The 19472-nt window shown below is 65.8% G+C and carries 14 protein-coding genes; 8 read left to right on the top strand and 6 right to left on the bottom strand.

Going from position 1 to position 19472, the window contains the following annotated elements; translation table 11 throughout:
- The first annotated feature begins 4 nt into the window (after nucleotides 1–4).
- From H4P35_RS17295 to H4P35_RS17275, 5 genes are all read left to right on the top strand, one after another.
- A complete protein-coding gene (locus tag H4P35_RS17295) occupies nucleotides 5–2242 on the top strand; it encodes an ABC transporter substrate-binding protein (protein WP_226846345.1) in 2238 nt (745 codons plus the stop codon).
- Complete coding sequence (locus tag H4P35_RS17290) at nucleotides 2239–3216, top strand: ABC transporter permease (protein ID WP_056323758.1); 978 nt, start codon at nucleotides 2239–2241, stop codon at nucleotides 3214–3216. The genes H4P35_RS17295 and H4P35_RS17290 overlap by 4 nt, the downstream gene beginning before the upstream one ends.
- Before the next feature lie 5 nt (nucleotides 3217–3221).
- Entirely contained in the window at nucleotides 3222–4733 is a 1512-nt protein-coding gene (locus tag H4P35_RS17285) for an ABC transporter permease (protein ID WP_062839152.1), read from the top strand.
- Nucleotides 4730–6421 carry an ABC transporter ATP-binding protein gene (locus H4P35_RS17280; RefSeq protein ID WP_062839151.1) on the top strand — a complete coding sequence of 564 codons (1692 nt, stop codon included), beginning with the start codon at nucleotides 4730–4732 and terminating at the stop codon, nucleotides 6419–6421. The genes H4P35_RS17285 and H4P35_RS17280 overlap by 4 nt, the downstream gene beginning before the upstream one ends.
- A gap of 95 nt (nucleotides 6422–6516) precedes the next feature.
- Nucleotides 6517–6975 (top strand): DUF1178 family protein, encoded by a 459-nt coding sequence (locus H4P35_RS17275; protein WP_056323766.1) that lies wholly within the window; start codon nucleotides 6517–6519, stop codon nucleotides 6973–6975.
- Nucleotides 6976–7023: 48 nt separating this feature from the next.
- Here the strand turns inward: H4P35_RS17275 and efp are convergent, their stop codons facing one another.
- From efp to H4P35_RS17260, 3 genes are all read right to left on the bottom strand, one after another.
- Nucleotides 7024–7584, bottom strand: a complete 561-nt coding sequence (efp, locus tag H4P35_RS17270; RefSeq protein ID WP_006225610.1) for an elongation factor P — start codon at nucleotides 7582–7584, stop codon at nucleotides 7024–7026.
- 128 nt (nucleotides 7585–7712) lie between these two features.
- The gene (earP, locus tag H4P35_RS17265; RefSeq protein WP_226846344.1) at nucleotides 7713–8825 is read right to left on the bottom strand and encodes an elongation factor P maturation arginine rhamnosyltransferase EarP; all 1113 of its coding nucleotides are present in this window, start codon (nucleotides 8823–8825) and stop codon (nucleotides 7713–7715) included.
- Nucleotides 8826–8832: 7 nt separating this feature from the next.
- Entirely contained in the window at nucleotides 8833–10035 is a 1203-nt protein-coding gene (locus tag H4P35_RS17260) for a DUF2863 family protein (RefSeq protein WP_226846343.1), read from the bottom strand.
- A 233-nt stretch (nucleotides 10036–10268) separates the two neighbouring features.
- Between H4P35_RS17260 and H4P35_RS17255 the strand changes: the two genes are divergently transcribed.
- Nucleotides 10269–11042, top strand: a complete 774-nt coding sequence (locus H4P35_RS17255) for a class III extradiol ring-cleavage dioxygenase (protein WP_226846342.1) — start codon at nucleotides 10269–10271, stop codon at nucleotides 11040–11042.
- A gap of 234 nt (nucleotides 11043–11276) precedes the next feature.
- Here H4P35_RS17255 and acnA read toward each other — a convergent pair whose 3' ends face one another.
- Nucleotides 11277–13982, bottom strand: a complete 2706-nt coding sequence (gene acnA / locus H4P35_RS17250; protein ID WP_226846341.1) for an aconitate hydratase AcnA — start codon at nucleotides 13980–13982, stop codon at nucleotides 11277–11279.
- A 249-nt stretch (nucleotides 13983–14231) separates the two neighbouring features.
- Nucleotides 14232–15140 (bottom strand): LysR substrate-binding domain-containing protein, encoded by a 909-nt coding sequence (locus H4P35_RS17245; RefSeq protein WP_226846340.1) that lies wholly within the window; start codon nucleotides 15138–15140, stop codon nucleotides 14232–14234.
- A 151-nt stretch (nucleotides 15141–15291) separates the two neighbouring features.
- On the opposite strand from H4P35_RS17245, the gene H4P35_RS17240 reads away from it, so the two are divergent.
- Nucleotides 15292–16200 (top strand): pirin family protein, encoded by a 909-nt coding sequence (locus tag H4P35_RS17240; RefSeq protein WP_180098314.1) that lies wholly within the window; start codon nucleotides 15292–15294, stop codon nucleotides 16198–16200.
- Between the two features lie 231 nt (nucleotides 16201–16431).
- The gene (locus H4P35_RS17235; protein ID WP_226846339.1) at nucleotides 16432–18660 is read left to right on the top strand and encodes a TonB-dependent siderophore receptor; all 2229 of its coding nucleotides are present in this window, start codon (nucleotides 16432–16434) and stop codon (nucleotides 18658–18660) included.
- 191 nt (nucleotides 18661–18851) lie between these two features.
- On the opposite strand, the gene H4P35_RS17230 is transcribed toward H4P35_RS17235, so the two are convergent.
- On the bottom strand, nucleotides 18852–19448 hold the full coding sequence (locus tag H4P35_RS17230) for a hypothetical protein (protein ID WP_056323789.1): 597 nt from the start codon (nucleotides 19446–19448) through the stop codon (nucleotides 18852–18854).
- Nucleotides 19449–19472: the final 24 nt, after the last annotated feature.

The raw sequence follows: 19472 nt of genomic DNA, 5'->3' as shown, positions 1-19472 counted from the left end.
TTCCATGGGTGTACTGAAGCGGCTCTGGGCGTCGGCCATGCTGCTGTCGCTGGCGTTGGCGGGCTGCTCGCAGGAAAGCCCCATCAACAGCCCCTATCCATCCGGCGCCGAAAGCCAGAACACGCTGTATTCCGCTTTCGTAAAACGCTCGCCCAAATACCTGGACCCGGCCAGCTCCTACTCCGGCGACGAGACGCCCTACACCTACAACATCTATGAGCCGCTTTACGGGTATCACTACCTGAAGCGGCCCTACGAGCTGGTGCCGCGCGCGGCGGCGTCGATCGATCCGCCGGTCTACCTGGACAAGGCGGGCAACCCGCTGCCCGAGGACGCGCCTGGCGAGCAGATTGCGCAAAGCGTCTACGACATCAAGATCCGTCCCGGCATACGCTTTGCGCCGCACCCGGCCTTTGCCCGCAAGCAGGACGGCAGCTACGCCTACTATCCGCTCGCCCCGGGCGAACTGGACGACAAGTTCTACATCCCCGATTTCCCCCTGACAGGCACCCGCGAGCTCACGGCCCACGACTACGCCTATGCCTTCCGGCGCCTGGCCAGCCCGCGGGTCGTGTCGCCCATCTATTCGCTCATGGCCGAGCATGTTCACGGCCTGAAGGACTACGGCGACCGGCTGCGTCAGCGCGACCAGGATCTGCGGCGCGACGTGCCGGGCGGCAGCGGCACGCTGCCCTGGCTGGATCTGCGCGAGGACGACGGCTTCAAGGGTGTCGAGGCGCTGGATGACCACACGCTGCGCATCCGCGTCGACGGCAAGTATCCGCAGTTCAAGTACTGGCTGGCCATGACCTTCACCGCGCCCATTCCCTGGGAGGCTGACCGTTTCTACAGCCAGCCCGGCATGGCCGCGCACGACCTGTCGCTGAATACCTGGCCGGTCGGCACCGGCCCGTACATGCTGGTCGAGTCGCTGCAGAACCGCCGCCACGTGCTGGGCCGCAACCCCAATTACCACGGCGAGCCCTATCCCTGCGAAGGCGAACCTGGCGACAAGGCCGCCGGCCTGCTGGCCGACTGCGGCAAGCCCACGCCCTTCATCGACCGCGCCGAATTCAGCGTCGAAAAAGAAGCCATTCCGCTGACCGGCAAGTTCATGCAGGGCTATTACGACGTGCCGCAGATCGAGCGCGGCGAATACGGCGTGGCGATGCTGGTGGCGGCCGGCGACAGCCAGGACAAGGCGCGCAAATACCAGGAACACGGCATCAAGCTGCCCACCACGGTCGAGACCGCCAACTGGTACATGGGGTTTAACTGGCTGGATCCGGTGGTGGGCAAGGGCGACACGCCCGAACAACAGGAGCGCAACCGCAAGCTGCGCCAGGCGATCAGCATCGCCTTCGACTGGGAAGAATACGTGGCCGTGTTCGAGAACAGCCAGGCGTCCGTCGCGTATGGCCCGGTGCCGCCCGGCGTGCTGGGCTATCGCGACCCGCCCGAAGGCATCAATCCGGTGGTGTATGACCTGGTCGATGGCAAGCCCGTGCGCAAGTCCATCGACGTGGCCAAGCGGCTGCTGGCCGAGGCCGGCTACCCCGATGGCCGGAACGCGCAGACGGGCGCGCCGCTGGTGCTGTATTTTGACTCGATGAGCGGCGGCGGGTCCAACCCGCAGTTCGACTGGATGCGGCGCCAATTGGCCAAGATCGGCGTGCAGCTCGACGTGCGCGCCACCGACTACAACCGCTTCCAGGACAAGATGCTGCGCGGCGCCGCGCAGATCTTCCTGTGGGGCTGGAACGCCGACTACCCCGACGCCGAAAACTTCCTCTTCCTGCTCTACGGCCCGAACGCCAAGGCCAAGGGCGGTGGCGAAAACGCGGCCAACTACGCCAGCCCCGAATTCGACAAACTGTTCGAGCAAATGAAATTCCTGGACGACGGCCCCGAAAAGGCCGAACTGATCGCCCGGATGATCGCCGTCGTCCAGCGCGATGCGCCGTGGATGTTCGGCTACTTCCCGATGTCGGGCGGGGCCTACCAGCAGTGGGTCGGCAACGCCAAGCCTACGCAGATGGTGCGCAACACGCTGCAGTACATGAAGATCGATCCGGCCTTGCGCCAGCAGAAGATCGACGAATGGAATTCGCCCATCTGGTGGCCCATCGGCGTTTTCATCCTGCTGCTGGCGCTGGCGATCTGGCCTTCGTACGTGGCGCTCAAGCGGCGTGAACGCCAGACGGCATTCGTGCCGCCCGAACGCAAGGAGCATCAATCATGATCGGCTATGTGATCCGCCGGCTGCTGTATGGCGTGCTGATTCTGATCGGCGTCAATCTCTTTACCTTCATCCTGTTCTTCGCCGTGAACACGCCGGACGACATGGCGCGGCTGGCCATCGGCGGACAGCGCGTCAGCCAGGACGCCGTCGAAAAATGGAAGGCCGAGCGCGGCTACGACAAGCCGCTTTTCTTCAATGCCCAGGCCCAGGGCACGGCGCAGTTGACGGACACGGTGTTCTACCGGCGCTCGGTGCCGCTGCTGGTCATGGACTTTGGCGCCTCCGACGGCGGCCGCGACATCGGCCGCGAGATCAAGACGCGCATGGGACCCAGCCTTGCGCTGGCGGTGCCCACCTTCTTTCTGGGCCTGTTCGCCAGCATCGTGTTTTCGCTCACGCTGGTGTACTTCCGGGCGACGCGCCTGGATTTCTGGGGCGTCGTGCTCTGTGTGATGCTGCTATCGATATCCAGCCTGTTCTACATCATTGCGGGCCAATGGCTGTTCGCCAAGCTCTTGCGGCTGGTGCCATTTTCGGGCTATTCGGGCGGCCTGGACGTGATCAAGTTCCTGGCGCTGCCGGTGCTGGTGGCGATCGTGTCGCGGTTGGGGCCGGAGGCGCGCTTTTACCGCACGCTGTTTCTTGAAGAAATCGGCAAGGATTACGTGCGCACCGCGCGTTCCAAGGGGCTGGCCGAGCGCGTCGTGCTGTTCCGCCATGTGCTGCGCAACGCGATGCTGCCCATCCTGACCAGCACCGTGGCCGCGCTGCCGCTACTGTTCATGGGTAGCCTGATCGCCGAATCGTTCTTCGGCATTCCCGGCTTGGGCAGCTACACCATCGACGCCATCAATGCGCAGGATTTCTCGATCGTGCGCGCCATGGTGTTCCTGGGCGCGGCCCTGTACATCGTGGGGCTGATCCTGGCCGACATTTCCTACACGCTGGCCGATCCCCGCGTGCGTTTCGAGTAGCCGCCATGCCCAAGTTCGTCTTTCTCTGGACCGATATCGCGCTGTGGCTGATGGTGGCCGGCGCGCTGGCATACGTCTGGCACGTGCGCCGCAGTCCCAACCTGCGCGCCACCTGGGCGCGCGTGGCGCGCGACACCCCGGCCATGTGCTCGGCCGTCATTCTGGTCGCGTTTTCGGTGATCGGCCTGCTGGATTCGGTGCATTACCGTCCGCTGCTGCCGCCCGCACCGGGCGCCGCCGCCGATGCCCCGCCGGTGTATGCGCCGGCGGTGCGGTCAGCGCTGGACGGCCTGTTGGCCGGCACCGTGCTGACCCGCCCCGAAAAAACCTATTCCGAGCCGCTGGCCGCCCATCAGTTCACCAAAGAGACCATGCTGGTCGATGACAAGCCGGTGCGCGACTTTCCGCGGCTGCGCGGCGCCGCGCTGCACCTGACCGACCCGGAGAAGGAGCGCGCGGGCGACATCGCCATGCGGCTGGGCTGGGGCCTGGCGGCCGGGCTGGCCGTGGCGTTGGCGGGCGCGGTGCTGCTGTTCGCTTGCCTGGCGCGCGCCACCGGGTCGGCGTCCCACGCCGCTGAGGAACTGCTGGCCGGCCGGGCCGACATTCCGTGGCGCGCCATGACGATCACCTTTGCGCTGTTGTGCCTGGCCGTGGGCGCGCTGGCCGGCCTGTCCAGTGGCTACCACGCGCTGGGCACCGACCGCATCGGCAACGACGTGCTGTGGCAGGCGCTGAAAAGCATCCGCACGGCGCTCGTCATCGGCAGCCTCACCACGCTGGCGATGCTGCCGCCCGCCATCGTCTTCGGCATCGCGGCCGGGTATTTCAAGGGCAAGGTCGACGACGCCATTCAGTACCTCTACACCACCATCACGTCGATTCCCGGCGTGCTGCTGGTGGCGGCCTGCGCGCTGATGATGCAGGTGTACATCGACAACCATTCCGACCTCTTCGACACGTCCGCCGCGCGCGCCGACCTGCGCCTGTTCCTCTTGTGCATGATTCTTGGGCTGACGGGCTGGGCGGGGCTGTGTCGTCTGCTGCGCGCCGAGACCCTCAAGCTGCGCGAACTGGAATACGTGCAGGCCGCGCGCGCGTTCGGCGTTTCGCACTGGCGCATCATGACGCGCCACCTGCTGCCCAATGTCGCGCATCTGGTCCTGATCACCGTGGTGCTGGAATTCTCGGGGCTCGTTCTGTATGAGGCCGTGCTGTCCTACCTGGGCATCGGCGTGGATCCCAGCATGAACTCCTTCGGCTCGATGATCGACGGCGCGCGGCTGGAAATGTCGCGCGATCCCATGATCTGGTGGAACCTGATGACCGCTTTCATCTTCATGCTGGCGCTGGTGCTGGCCGCCAACCTGTTTGCGGACGCGGTGCGCGATGCCTTCGATCCGCGCACACGCCGCTACAAGCCCAGCCGCCTCGCGCGCCTGGGCTTTATGGGCCGCCGTCCGGAAGCCATGCTGGCGGCCGATGGCCGCGCCTCCAAGACCGGGGAGGCGCCATGAGCGACGGCACCCCTTTGCTGACCGTGCAGGGCCTGGATGTCGACGTCGCGGGCGAAACCGGCATCACCCACGCGGTCAAGCGCCTGGCGCTGGCCATCTCCCAGCGCGAGACCTTCGCGCTGGTGGGCGAATCGGGCTGTGGCAAGAGCATGACCGCGCTGGCGCTTTTGCGGCTGCTGCCGGATGCCGGACGCATCGTGGGCGGGCAGATCCAACTGGACGGCGAAGACCTCAACCGCCTGCCCGAGAGCGCCATGCGCGGCGTGCGCGGCGGACGTATCGGCATCATCTTCCAGGAACCCTCCACCAGCCTGAATCCGGTCATGCGGGTGGGCGACCAGATCATCGAGACGCTGACCGCGCACACGCCCCTGCGCGGGGCGGCGGCGCGCGCGCGGGCCATCGACTGGCTGCGCCGGGTCGGCATCCCCGAGCCCGAGCGCCGCATCGACGACTATCCCTTCCAGTTTTCCGGCGGCCAGAAGCAGCGCGTCATGATCGCCATCGCACTGGCGGCCGAGCCGCTGCTGCTGATCGCGGACGAGCCCACCACTGCGCTGGACGTGACGGTGCAGGCGCAGGTGCTGGACCTGCTGGCCACCATCCAGCAGGAAATGGGCATGGCCGTGCTGCTGATCACGCATGACCTGGCCGTGGTCAAGAACGTGGCGCACCACGTCGCCTTGATGCGCGGCGGCGAGATCGTCGAGAGCGCCAGCGCCGAGGAATTCTTCCGCGCGCCGCGTCATCCCTACGCCAAGCAGCTCTTCGAAGCCATCCCCACGTTCGACAAGCGCGGCGTGCCGCTGACCGAACACGGTCGCGCCGCGGCCGCGCAGGAGCGCGCGCGGGGCGAACCGGCCAAGGCGGGCGGCGTGGTGCTGGACGTGCAGGACCTGAAAGTCCATTACCCGGTGCGCAAGGGGCCGCTGCGCCGCATCGTGTCGTGGGTCAAGGCCGTGGACGGCGTGACCTTCACCTTGCGCGCGGGCGAAACCCTGGCCTTGCTGGGCGAGTCCGGCTGCGGCAAGACCACCACCGGCAAGGCGCTGCTGCGGCTGATCGACGGCGCGCGGGTGTCGGGCCGCGCCATGCTGCAAGGCCAGGACCTGCTGACCGCCGACCGGCGCCAGTTGCAGCGCCTGCGCCAGGACATCCAGATCGTGTTCCAGGACCCGTATGCGTCGCTGGACCCGCGCATGCGCATCGGCGAGATCCTGGACGAGGGGCTGGCGTCGCTCAAGCGCGGCATGAGCCGGCCGGACCGCGAGAAGCACGCCGCGCAGCTCATCGAGCGGGTCGGGTTGCCGGCCAACACGCTGACGCGTTATCCGCACGAGTTCTCGGGCGGGCAGCGCCAGCGCATCGCGATCGCCCGCGCGCTGGCCGTCGAACCCAAGGTGCTGATCTGCGACGAGCCCACATCGGCGCTGGACGTATCGGTGCAGGCACAGATCCTGGACCTGCTGCGCGAACTGCAGGCCGAACTGGGCATCGCCTATCTGTTCATCACCCACAATTTCGGGGTGGTCGAATACCTGGCGGATCGCATCGCGGTCATGGACAAGGGCCGCATCGTCGAACTGGGACAGGCCGAGGCGGTGTTGCTGGCGCCGCGCCAGGAAGTCACCCGCCGCCTCTTGGCCGCGGTGCCGCGCCTGCACTTCGGGCCGCCCGAAGCGGCCTGATCCGGTTATCAAGGCGTCCCGACAGAAGTGGGGACGTCTTGCAGCGCCGGCCAGTCAAATCTTGTATTCTGCGTGCGGAACTCCATATACCCGCCATGGCACTGAAAGTTTTTGACCTCGAGTGCGACCACAGCCACATTTTTGAAGGCTGGTTCGGGTCGCACGAAGACTACGATGCGCAGCAGGCGCGTGGCCTCGTCACGTGTCCGGTCTGCGGGTCGGCCACCATCACCAAGCGCCTGTCCGCGCCCCGCCTGAACGTCGCGCACCTGCATGCGCCTGCCGCTCAGCCCCTGGTGCCGCCCGGCGCGTCCGACGCCGAAAAGATGGCCGCCTTGCAGGCTGCCGTCATGCGTCAGGTGCGGGCGCTGGTGCGCAGCACTGAAAACGTCGGCCCGCGGTTTGCCGAAGAAGCGCGCCGCATCCACGAAGGCGATGCCGACGACCGCCCGATCCGCGGCACCGCCACGGTCGAAGAACGCGAAGCCCTCGCCGAGGACGGCATTGAAGTCATGGCCGTGCCCGACTTCCTGGACGACGAACGGCTGCAGTAAAAAAAAAAGCCAGACCGCAAGGTCTGGCTTTTTTGACGCTGGGCCGGATCAGTTGTTGACGCGGCTGCGGTATTCGTTCGTGCGGGTGTCGATTTCGATCTTGTCGCCGATGGCGCAGAACAGCGGCACGTTCAGTTCGTAGCCGGTGTTGATCTTGGCCGGCTTGGTCACCTTGCCCGACGTATCGCCACGAACGGCGGGTTCGGTGTAGGTGATTTCGCGCACGAGCGTGGTGGGCAGTTCAACCGAGATGGCGCGGCCGTCGTAGAAGACCACTTCCACGGGCATCGCTTCTTCCAGGTAGTTCAGGGCGTCGCCCATGCTTTCGGCTTCGATTTCGTACTGGTTGTACTCTTCGTCCATGAAGACGTACATCGGGTCGCCGAAGTAGGAATACGTGCATTCCTTGCGATCCAGTTGAACGACTTCGAACTTTTCGTCGGCCTTGTAGACCGATTCGCTGGCCGAGGCGGTCAGCAGGTTCTTGAACTTCAGCTTGACGACGGCGGCGTTACGGCCCGACTTGTTGTATTCGGCCTTCTGGACCACGAGGGGATCCTTGCCGACCATGACCACGTTGCCGACTCGCAATTCCTGAGCGGTTTTCATCGATAAAACTCCGGGGGTGATGGGTGCACTCGCCGTGCTTGCATAAGCCGCATCAGGCTTTTGCACACCCCGGGAGGCGTCATAGTTGAGGCCCGACACATTCAGGGCGACTCAGAAAACTCTCTATTCTAGCGTTTCTTGGCCAACTCTGCGCAGAATGCGGCCAGATTTTCCGCCAGACCGGGTAGCGCGGACTGGCTGGCGTTCCAGGCGTGCGCCGCGTCCACCCATGCCTGCCAGGCGTCGGGCGCCAGCGCGGACGTGATGGCCGGGGCCGTGCGGCCTGGTTCGGACTGGTTCCAGGCGCGGATCAGCGCATGGGCGGATTCGGGGGACGGATAGCGTGCCAGCCAGGCCTCCAGTTTTTCCAGATGGACGTTTTCGTCCTGCGGATAGATCTGCCAGACCAGCGGGCGCGCGGCCCAGGCGGCGCGCACGAAGGAATCTTCGCCGCGCACGAAATTGAGGTCGGCGCACCATAGCAGGCGGTCGTAATCGGGCTGGGCAAGAAAGGGCAGGCGGACGACGCGTGGCGATCCTGCCGTCTGGCAGGCGGCTTCCAGCGCCGGCGCGACGCCTTGCGGAACCAGCAGCAGGGTGGGACGCGCATCTGCCGCCAACGCCTGCGCCAGTTCACCCGCCGGCGCGGACGGGTAGCAGAACAGGGACACGGTACGGGCGCCATCGCGCCGCAGGGCCAGCGCATCGTCCGGCACCCCGGCCGATCGCAGGAAGGCCTCCTGCAAGCCGGCCGACCCTTGCAGCGCTTCGCGTTCCGCGGCCAGGGCCGGCTCGCGCAGCAGGCCGCCGGTGGCCGGTGTGAAGCCGGGGAAGAAAAAGTGCTTCACCAGACCGTCCGGCCGCTGCGACGGCAGGCCGTGGCAGCTTTCGACCCAGGCCTCGGCGCTCAGGTATTCCAGGTTGATCCAGACGGGATGGGTGCGGCGCATGGACGCGATGAATGCTTCGGGCGGGTCGCACGCGAATGCTTCGATCACGACGTCGCGCGCCTGCAGCGCGGCGTCGGGCGTTTCCGGCCAGTGCACGATATCGACGCCTGCCAGTTGCTGGCGCGCGGCGCCCGGCACGATGCCGGGCTGGATGTGCGCGAAACTGGCCAGGTCATCGACCCACAGGCGGACATCCCAGTGGAAATCGCGCGCAAGCTGGCGCGCCAGGCGCCAACACACGCCGATGTCGCCGTAGTTGTCGACGACCCGGCAGAAGATGTCCGCTTGCATGGCAGGCCTAGTGGAACTGGGCGGGCGCGGCCTCGGCGTCCTCGGGCAGCTCGGCGTGCACCAGTTCGCCCAGGGGATTGGGGAAGTAGGGCGCGCCGCAGTCCTCGCAGTATTCGGGCGGCAGCACGCCGGGGATGCGGCGCACGTCGGTCACGCCGTATTCCTTCAGCAGCGCCGCGATCTCGTCGACCACGTCGGGCTGGCCCTCGTCCATGACCAGGTCTTCCTCGCGGCCGTACAGCGGCCAGACGCAGCCGTAGTACACATCGTTGCTGTTGCGCGCGGTAAAGCCGATGCGGTATTCGTCGATGCGGCCTTCGCCGCAGCCGGCCACGACGGCCCGCAATTGCGCGGCTTCGAGGTTGACGGCGCCTTCGAGCCAGCTGACCGCCGCGCGCAGCGACAGCGGACGAACCTGGCGATCAGCTTCGCGATTGCTGACGTAGTAGGCATCGGGCAGCAGGGCTTCAAAACCGCAGCCGGGCAGCAGCCCGGCCAGCGTGGGCTGCGCTTGCGCCGCCCATTGCGCCAGGCACGCATCGCGGCTGGCGTCGGCATCGCCCACGTGTTCCTGCCAGCGGAAGATCGGCTCGCCCTCGGGCACGGCCACCGTGCCGACGATATAGCGCGTGTCGGCCAGCATGTTGGCCGTTTCGGTGTCGGTATTGAGCGCCGGCTTGGTGGTTTCGGCGCCCAGCGCCTGCGCGCCCAGGCGTTGCAGCCACTGCCAGGTCTCGGAGAACGTGCGCGGCATCTGGTCCACGCTGACCAGCATGGGCATCAGCGCGGTGCGCGCGTTGCTGGAAAGGACGTGCCCATGAAGCTGCGCCAGCAGGGCCTGCTGCGCGCTGGCGGAAATCGGGCCGGTCGGAATGGCATAGCGGGTCCAGGCGACGATGGGCGCGACGATCAGCAGTACGTCGTACCGGACGCCGTTTTTCTCGATCGTCATCGATTCGGACAGGGTTTCGGCCTGTTCGATCAGGACCTCGTAGGCGCCTACGTCGCTTTGGGCAAGGTGGTCCAGCGCCGCTTCAAGCGGCGCGTCCTGACCGGCCTTGAGCAGCTTCGGGATCGCTTCGCCAAGCTGGGTCTCCCAAAAGACGTCTTCGACGCGGCTGCCCGAGCGATTCAGCGACTGGGCAAGCGCGACCAGCCGGGTGGCGTCACGGGTCATGCGGGGAGCGGATTGGCTGCGGGATCGGGCCATAACTTCGGGGGACGTCCATTCAGTGTGTAACGACGTAGTTTAACGCCCGCCACTCGCGGCGGGGGCGCGAGGTTCGCCCTGCGCCGGACGCCGCCGCCGGGGCGGCCGGCGGGATTCGCAAGAAGACGGATTGATGCTGATCGGGCAACAGACAATCCCCATGAAGGGGGTTTATTGCGCATTTGAATCGGCTGACAATGTGAGCATCGTTAATTGCTTCTGGAGGCATCGCCATGCGTTGGCCTACGCTTTTCGTTTCCCACGGTTCTCCCATGCTGGCCGTCGAGCCCGGCCGGACCGGCCCCGCGCTGGCCGATTGGAGCGCCGCGCAGGGCCGCAAGCCGCGCGGCATTCTGGTGGTTTCGCCGCACTGGATGGGCGAAGGCCTGGCGCTGTCGACCCGTGACCAGCAGGTTGCCTGGCACGATTTTGGCGGATTCCCGGCCGAACTCTATGCGCTGCAATACGCCGCGCCCGGATCGCCCGAACTGGCCGCGCGCGTGCAGGCGCTGCTGGCGGAATCGGGCATTACCGCCGACCGCGATCCGCGCCGTCCGCTGGACCACGGCGCCTGGGTGCCGCTGCGCTACCTGTATCCCGACGTGGACGTGCCCGTCGTGCAACTGTCGCTGGACATGGGCCGCGACGCGGCCGGCCAGATGGAACTGGGCCGCGCGCTGACGCGCCTGCGCGACGAAGATATCCTGATCATCGGCTCGGGGTCGCTGACGCACAACCTGCGCCATGTCCGCATGCCGCAGAACGCGCCCGCGGCGGACTATGTGCCGGGATTTCAAGCGTGGTACGCAGACAAGCTGGCGCACCACGACGTGCCCGCGCTGCTGGACTGGCAGGCGCAGGCGCCCGGCGCGATGCAGGCGCACCCGCACGACGACCACCTGATGCCGCTGTACGTGGCGCTGGGCGCGGGCGGAGAAAAGGCAAAGCGCCTGAACGACGAAGTGTCGTATGGCGCGCTGGCGATGGACGCCTATCAGTTCGATTAAAGATGACCAGGTGTCTGACACCCGCTGAAAAATAGCGGCAAGCCCAAGACCATCTCCGGGGGGTGTCAGACACCTGCCGATTCATGGCGCAGGGCCAATGAAAAACGCCCCGGAACCGCAAGGTCCCGGGGCGTTCTGCAGAAGAATTGCCGCCCCGCCGCCCGGCCGCCCGAAGGCGGGGCCGCCCCCTTGGGGGGCAGCAAGCGAGCGAAGCAAGTGCGGCGTGGGGGCCTTTTACGCCGCCAGCAGTTGGCGCAACACGAACGGCAGGATGCCGCCGTGCTGGTAGTAATCCACCTCGATCGGCGTATCGATGCGCAGCAGCACGGTCACGTCCTGCTTGGAACCGTCCTTGCGCGTGATCGTCAGCGTCACGTCCTGCATCGGCTTGACGCCGTTTTCCAGGCCGGAGATGTCGTACGTTTCTTCACCCGTGATGCCCAGCGATTGCACGCTGTCGTTACCCTTGAACTGCAGGGGCAGCACGCCCATGCCCACCAGGTTGCTGCGGTGGATGCGTTCGAAGCTGCGGGTGATGACCGCCTTGACGCCCAGCAGCTGGGTGCCCTTGGCGGCCCAGTCGCGCGACGAGCCGGTGCCGTACTCTTCGCCGCCGAACACCACGGTGGGCGTGCCGGCCTCGATGTACTTCATGGCGGCGTCATAGATCGACATCTGTTCGCCGGTGGGCTGGAACAGCGTTTCGCCGCCTTCGAAGCGGCTGCCGTCGGGCAGCGCCGGAATCATGAGGTTCTTGATCCGCACGTTGGCGAACGTGCCGCGCATCATGATTTCGTGGTTGCCGCGGCGCGAGCCGTAGCTATTGAAGTCGGCCTTCATGACGCCGTGTTCCTTCAGCCACTTGCCCGCGGGCGAGCTTTCCTTGATGGAACCGGCGGGCGAGATGTGGTCGGTGGTGACCGAATCGCCAAACACCCCCAGCGCGCGCGCACCCTTGACCGTGGGCATCGCGCCCGGGGTCATGCCGAAGCCCTCGAAGAAGGGCGGCTCGGCGATGTAGGTGGAATCGGGCCAGTTGTAGGTGTCGCCGGTGACGCCCTTGATGTTTTCCCAGAGCTTGCCGGGATTGCTCTTGACCTGGCCGTAGTTGGCTTCGAAGGCTTCCGGGTCCAGCGCGTACTTGAGCAGCGCGTCGATCTCCTCGGTGGTCGGCCAGATGTTGCCCAGCCACACGTCGCCGTTCTTGCCGCGGCCCACCGGCTCGGTCATCAGGTCGCGCGTCACGGTGCCGGCCAGCGCATAGGCCACGACCAGCGGGGGCGAGGCCAGGAAGTTGGCCTTGATGTTCGGGTGAATGCGCGCCTCGAAGTTGCGGTTGCCCGAGAGCACGGCCGAACACACCAGGTCGTTGCTGGTGATGGCTTCGTTCAGGTCCGGGGTCAGGTCGCCGGCGTTGCCGATGCAGGTCGTGCAGCCGTAGGCGGCCACGTCGAACCCGAGCTTTTCCAGGTAGGGCAGCAGGCCCGTCTTGGTCAGGTATTCAGTGACGACGCGGGATCCGGGGGCGAGCGAGGTCTTGATGTGCTTGGGCACGGTCAGGCCGGCTTCCACGGCCTTCTTGGCCAACAGGCCCGCCGCCAGCAGCACGCTGGGGTTGGACGTGTTGGTGCAGGACGTGATGGCCGCGATCAGGATGTCGCCGTTCTTGATCTTGGTGCCGGCGCTGGTCGTGAAGGTCTGGTCGAGCTTTTCGGCGGGCTGGTTGAAGCCGTTTTCGGCCACCGGCTTGGAGAACAGGTCGATGAACGTGTTCTTGACGTTGCCGATCTCGATGCGGTCTTGCGGGCGCTTCGGGCCCGCCAGCGACGGCGCGACGGTGGACAGGTCCAGCGTCAGCAGCTTGGTGAAATTGATGTCCTTGGACGCGGGCACGCCGAACATCTTCTGCGCCTTGAAATAGGCCTCGAAGGCGGCGATTTCCTCTTCGGTGCGGCCGGTGCCGCGGAAATAGTCGATGGTGCGTTCGTCGACCGGGAAAAAGCCCATGGTGGCGCCGTATTCCGGCGCCATGTTGCCGATGGTGGCGCGTTCGGCCACGGTCAGGCTGGCGGTGCCTTCGCCGCAGAATTCGACGAACTTGCCCACTACCTTTTCACGGCGGAGCATTTCAGTGATGGTCAGCACCAGGTCGGTGGCGGTGACGCCGCCGCGCAGTTGGCCCTTGAGCTCGACGCCCACCACGTCTGGCGTCAGGAAGTACACGGGCTGGCCCAGCATGCCGGCTTCGGCCTCGATGCCGCCCACGCCCCAGCCGACCACGCCGATGCCGTTGATCATCGTGGTGTGGCTGTCGGTGCCCACCAGCGAGTCGGGGTAAAAGACGTTGTTTTTCTTGTCCTGGTGCACGCCGCGCGCCAGGTATTCCAGGTTGACCTGGTGAACGATGCCAAAGCCCGGGGGCACGACGCCAAAGGTGTCGAACGCCTGCATGCCCCACTTCATGAACTGGTAGCGCTCTTGATTGCGCTTGAACTCCAGCTTCATGTTCAGGTCCAGCGCGTTCTTGGTGCCGAAGTAGTCGATCATGACCGAGTGGTCCACCACCAAGTCCACGGGCACCAGGGGCTCGATGCTCTTGGGGCTCTTGCCCATCTTGTCGGCAACCGAACGCATGGCGGCGATATCGGCCAGCAGCGGCACGCCGGTGAAGTCCTGCAGCACGACGCGGGCGACCACAAACGGAATTTCATCTTCGCGCTTGGCGTTGGCTTGCCAGTTGGCCAGCTGACGGACGTGTTCTTCGGTGACCTTCTTGCCGTCGCAGTTGCGCAGCACGGATTCCAGCACGATGCGGATGGAGACCGGCAGCCGCTGCACATCGATGCCAAGCGACTTGCCCAGCGCCGGCAGCGAATAGAACTGACAGGACTTGTTGCCGATCTTGAAATTCTTGAGTGTGTCTAGGGTGTTGTGCGGCATGATGGACTCCGTGGTTTTGCCCAGGCTGAAGGCGGCATTTTCAGGCGTTTCGGCGAGTTTGTCATTGTCTCTTGGACAAGTTTGCCGAGGGTCTATATCTTGGTTTGTGTCTTATATCTTATATAAGACTTGAACGGCACGTCAAAGTTCCGGCCCCGTATCGCGCCAGACCGGTTCGGATTCGGCGAAACCCTTACTTTGGCGGACGCACGCCAAGCCTGCAAGGCCCTGTGCTCCGGAAGGCGCGCTTCAGGTCAGGTACGCGGGCAATTCAGCCGCCGTGAATTCAAGAAAGCGCTTCAAGGCCAGCGGCTCGCCGCAACGTGCCGGCATGACGGCGTAGATGCGGGCGGGCGCGGGCGTCCAGTCGGGCAGGAGACGCGCCAGCCGGCCTTGATCGAGATCGTCGCCGCACAGATAGCGCGGCACCAGCGCCAGACCCAGGCCCGCCGCCGCCATGGCGCGCAGCGTGTCCATATTGCTGCTCAGGCTGCGGGGCTGGAATTCCACCGCTTCCATTTCGCCGCCCGGGCCGGTCAAGCGCCAGGTGTGCAGGCCGTCCTGCGTGCCGTGGGCAAGCAGGGGCAGGGTGGCCAGGTCGCGCGGGTGACGCGGCGGGGATTTGGCCATCGCCGGGCTGCACACCAGCGCCAGCGGCACGGGGGAGATTTCGATCGCATTCAATCGGGCGTCCGTCAGCGACGATGACTGGGCGCGAAAGCCCAGGTCGTACCCCTCGCCGACCAGGTCGATGATCTGGTCGCGCGTGTCCAGCAGCACGCGCACGCGCGGGTGCTCCGCGCAGAAGCGGCCGACCAGGTCGCCCAGGATCCGGGTCGCCAGCGGCGCAGGCGCGGTGATGCGCAGCATGCCGGCGGGCGCATCGCCCATGGACGCGGCCAGGTCGAAGACGCTACGCGCTTCGTGGGCCAGCGCTTTGGCGTGGGCATGAATCCGTTCGCCCATCGGGGTGAGCGACACGCGCCGCGTATTGCGCTGAAGCAGCCGCACGCCCAGGCGCGCTTCCAGCTCGGCGACTCGGCGGCTCAGCTTGGAACGTTGCATATTCAACACACGTGCGGCCGCCGAGAAGCCGCCTTTTTCAACGACTTCGCTGAAAAGCAGCAGGTCTTCAAGGCGGTGAGCGTAGTTAGGCATACAGCGTTTTAATAGGGGAATTCGGAATATTGGCTGGCATTGTCCTGACAGCCGGGACAATTATTCCTGAAATTGGCCCCTACTGTCCGGCGGTCCGAACTCATAAGCTGTCGCGGCAATACATGTTCAGCAACCAGCAAGGCAGCATTTTTTGACTCTTCACCTTAGCGCCGTCGTTCCGGGTTCCAGCCGCTACATGGGCGACGCCTGCACCATCCGCCAGTTTCGCCATACCGATTTCTCGCGATGCATCTCGCCCGTGGTGCTGGTGGATCACTTCGTCATGACCGGGCCAACCTTCGAACCGCATACGCACGCGGGCATCAGCGCCGCGACCCTGATGCTGGAAGACAGCACCGGCGTCATGCAAAGCCTGGACGGCATCGAGAACAACCAGGACATTCATGCCGGCGACCTGCACTGGACGCAGGCCGGGCGCGGCATCGTGCACGCGCAGCGGCCAGTAGGCGAGGCCCGGCTGCATGGCCTGCAGATCTTCATCGATCATCCGGCGCACCTGAAATCCTTGCCGCCCATGACCTCGATGCTGCGCGCCGCGGACATGCCTGCCATCCAGGCGCCTTCGGGCAAGGTCCGGGTCGTGTCCGGCAGCTTCGGGGGGCTGGAGTCGCCCTTGCGCACGCCCGAACCGTTGCTGATCCTGGACGGCTGGCTACGGCCCGGCGCAACCACCCTGGTGCCCATGCCGCCCGGCTGGAACGCCTGGTTTTACGCCATCCAGGGCGACCTGGGCGTGCGCGCCAGGCATTGCAGCAAGGGGGCGGGGCCGCTGCCCAAGGTGGCGGGCGGCGATCCGGACTTTGCGGTCGTGCCCGCCGGCAGCGCCGCGGTAGCGGGCGCCACGCGGGACGGTGAAGAAGGGGTCCTGTTGCTGATGGCCGGCAAGAAGCCCGTGCATTTCGTGCTGGTGGCAGGATCGGCGGTGGGGGAAGTGCCGCAGCAGGGCGACGCGGCGTTGCCCGACGCGGACGGGGCGCTTGCGGAGGCGTTAGCGGCGTATGGGGAAACCGAACCGGCCGATGCGCTGACGACCTGCTGAATCGTTGCGGAATATGTTGCTTGGCTGCAACGCCGAGCCTCAATTCTGTTTGAGAGAATCAATGAGAACGATTCTCTTTTGGTAACATCGTCGCGGTCAGACCTCAAGACCCCAATCGCGAATGTGCTTGGATGGCGCCGGTTACCCCGGATAGCCACGCGATTCGAATCGGGTTTTTGCGGATCTCCCCACCGCAACGCGGACCCGCTTCCGCTTTACCAGCGCCCCGATATGAAAATCAGAACTCTCGCTTGCATGGCCGCCGCCTTGCCGTGCTTTGGCGCCGTCCACGCCCAGACCGCACCCCAGACCGCTCCCCAGACCCAGCCCGCCACGACCAGCGGCTCCGTGACCTCGATGGACGCCATCCGGGTCGAGGCCAGCGCGGACGCATCGGCCGGCGGTCTGTCTGCGCCGTTCGCGGGCGGGCAGGTGGCCCGCGGCGGCCGTGTCGGCATCCTCGGCACCGAGGACTTCATGAACACGCCGTTCAGCGTGACCAGCTACACCAACGAGCTGATCCAGGACCGCCAGGCCAAGAGCGTGGGCGACGTGCTGCAGAACGACTCGGGTGTGCGCGTGGCGCGCGGTTTTGGCAACTTCCAGGAGTCTTACTTCATTCGCGGCTTCATTCTGAGTTCGGATGATGTGGCCTACAACGGCCTGTACAGTCTGCTGCCCCGTCAGTACATCGCCACGGAGCTCTTCGAACGCGTGGAAGTGCTGCGCGGCGCGACGGCCTTCTTGACCGGCGCCACGCCCGGTGGCGGCGGCATTGGCGGCGTCATCAACCTGGTGCCCAAGCGCGCGCCGAACGAGCCGTTGACGCGGGTCACCACCGGGGTTTCCAGCGGCGGCCAGTTCCAGTTGTCCACCGATATCGCCCGCCGCTTTGGCCCGGACGACAGCACCGGCATCCGTTTGAACGCCGCGCAGCGCAGTGGCGACACGGCCATCGACGACGAACATAGCCGCACCAGCGTGGTCTCCTTGGGCCTGGACTGGCGGTCCGCCGACACGCGCCTGTCCGCCGACATCGGCTGGCAGGAAAACAAGCTCAAGCGCCCGCGCCCCAACGTGACTCTGGGCGCCGGCGTCACGACCGTGCCCGATGCGCCGGACGCCAGCTCCAACTATGCGCAGCCGTGGACGTATTCCAACGAGCGCGACGTCTTCGGCACGCTCCGCGCGGAACATGACTTCAGCGACAAGCTGACCGCGTACGGCGCGTTCGGCATGCGCCGCAGCGACGAAGCCAACTCCCTGGGCAACATCACGCTTACCAACGGCAGCACCGGCGCCGGCAACTTCTACCGCTTCGACAACACGCGTGAAGACAGCGTCAACACGGGCGAAATCGGCCTGCGCGGCAAGTTGCGCACGGGTCCCGTGGGGCACGAGTTCGTCGTGTCGGCGTCGTGGTTCGATCTAAAGAAAAAGAACGCGTACGTGATGGACTTCCGCAACACGTTCCCCACGAACATTTACGATCCGATCTCGTACGACAAGCCTGCCTTCAGCGCCGGCGCGCTGCGCGGCAATGATCTGGACAACCCCGCGCTGCAGGGCCGTACCCGCCTGAGCAGTTACGCCATCGGCGACACGATGTCCTTCCTGGACGACAAGGTGCTGTTTACGGCCGGCATCCGCCATCAGCGCATGTCGCAGCGCGATTACGCGTACAACACCGGCAATGAAAGCGGCGCCTACGACGCCAGCCACAATTCGCCCGCCTTCGGTCTGGTGGTCAAGGTTGCGCCCAGCGTTTCGCTGTATGCCAACTACATCGAAGCCCTGGTTGCCGGCCCGACCGCGCCCGCAACCGCAGGCGGCCGCCCGGTGCCGAACGTCGGCCAGAGCCTTCCGCCCTTCGTGTCCAAGCAGAAGGAAGTGGGCGTGAAGTATGAAGGCGACAGCCTGGGTGGCGGCCTGGCGTTCTTCTCGACGGAAAAGCCGCGCGCGGCCTACAACGCCGCCAACGAGCTGACCAATTCCGGCAAGGACCGCCACCAAGGCGTCGAGCTGACCGTATTCGGCGAACCCGTGCGCAGCGTGCGCCTGCTGGGCGGCCTGACCTGGCTCGACGCCAAGCAGGTGTCGACGGGCAACGCCTCGCTGAACGGCAACCGCGTGATCGGCGTGCCGCGCTTCCAGGCCAACATGGGCGTGGAATGGGACATCCCGGGCGTCGAAGGCTTGGCCATCGACGGCCGCGTGGTCTACACCGGCTCGTCGTATGCCGATGACGCCAACACGCTCAAGGTTCCGGGCTGGACGCGCTTTGACGCCGGCCTGCGCTACATGATGGACGTGGACGGCCACGTCCTGACGCTGCGCGCCCGCGTGGACAACATCGCCAACCGCAACTACTGGTCGTCGGTGGGCGGCTATCCGGGCAACGGCTACCTCGTCCTGGGCGGCCCGCGCACGTTCTCGCTGTCGGCCAGCATGGACTTCTGATCGCGGCGGGCGACCGTCCAAGCAGAAAAAATCCCGGCCCGCCGGGATTTTTTTTCGTTCATGCAGCGCGAGGCGCGGTGGACGGTGTCTGACACCCTGGGGAGATGATCTTCAGCCTGCGGTGACGTCTCAGGGGGTGTCAGACACCGGGGCAATTCAGCGGGTGTCAGACACCCGGGCGAATCAGTCCTTCACCAGAACCATCCGCCCCGCGACAGGCTCGATTCGCAGCTCTTGTACTGCGCCGTGAACTTCTCGGCGCGCGCCTGCACTTTCTGCGAGACGGTTTTCAACCATGCCTTGCGGTCGTAACTGCGGTTGCGGTAGCCGGTCCAGCCCTCGTGGTAGTTCAGATACTGCCCATACGCATCCCACTTCGAGATGCCGTTGATACGCTGCGTCTTGTTCATGTACCAGCCCATGAAGTCCAGCGCGTCGGCGAAGTTGTCGCGGCTGGAGGTCCAGCCGCCCGCTTCGCGCTTGTAGTCGGCCCAGGTCTCGTCCTTGGCCTGCGCATAACCGTACGCCGAGCTCACGCGGCCCCACGGGATGAAGCCCAGGAAGTAATAGCGCGGCGGCAGCGCGTCGTGCTTGAAGGAAGACTCCTGGTACATCATCGCGATCGGCACCGGCACCGGGGCGCCCCATTTCTTCTGCACCTCCAGCGCCGCGTCGTGCCATTCCGGTTTCTCGCGGAAGATGGCGCAGATGTTGTCGGGATTCGAGGGCGGCGCGGTGGCGCAGCCGGCTAGCGTCAGCAACAGCGTCGGCGGCAATAGCCGGATCATTGGCAGGCTTCCTCCAGGAAAAAT

This window comes from Achromobacter sp. 77 (assembly GCF_020541125.1).
In the GTDB taxonomy this organism is placed as follows: domain Bacteria; phylum Pseudomonadota; class Gammaproteobacteria; order Burkholderiales; family Burkholderiaceae_B; genus Achromobacter; species Achromobacter mucicolens.
The sequence above is the reverse complement of the archived record's forward strand: the minus strand, read 5'-3'. Positions and strand labels throughout refer to the sequence as shown.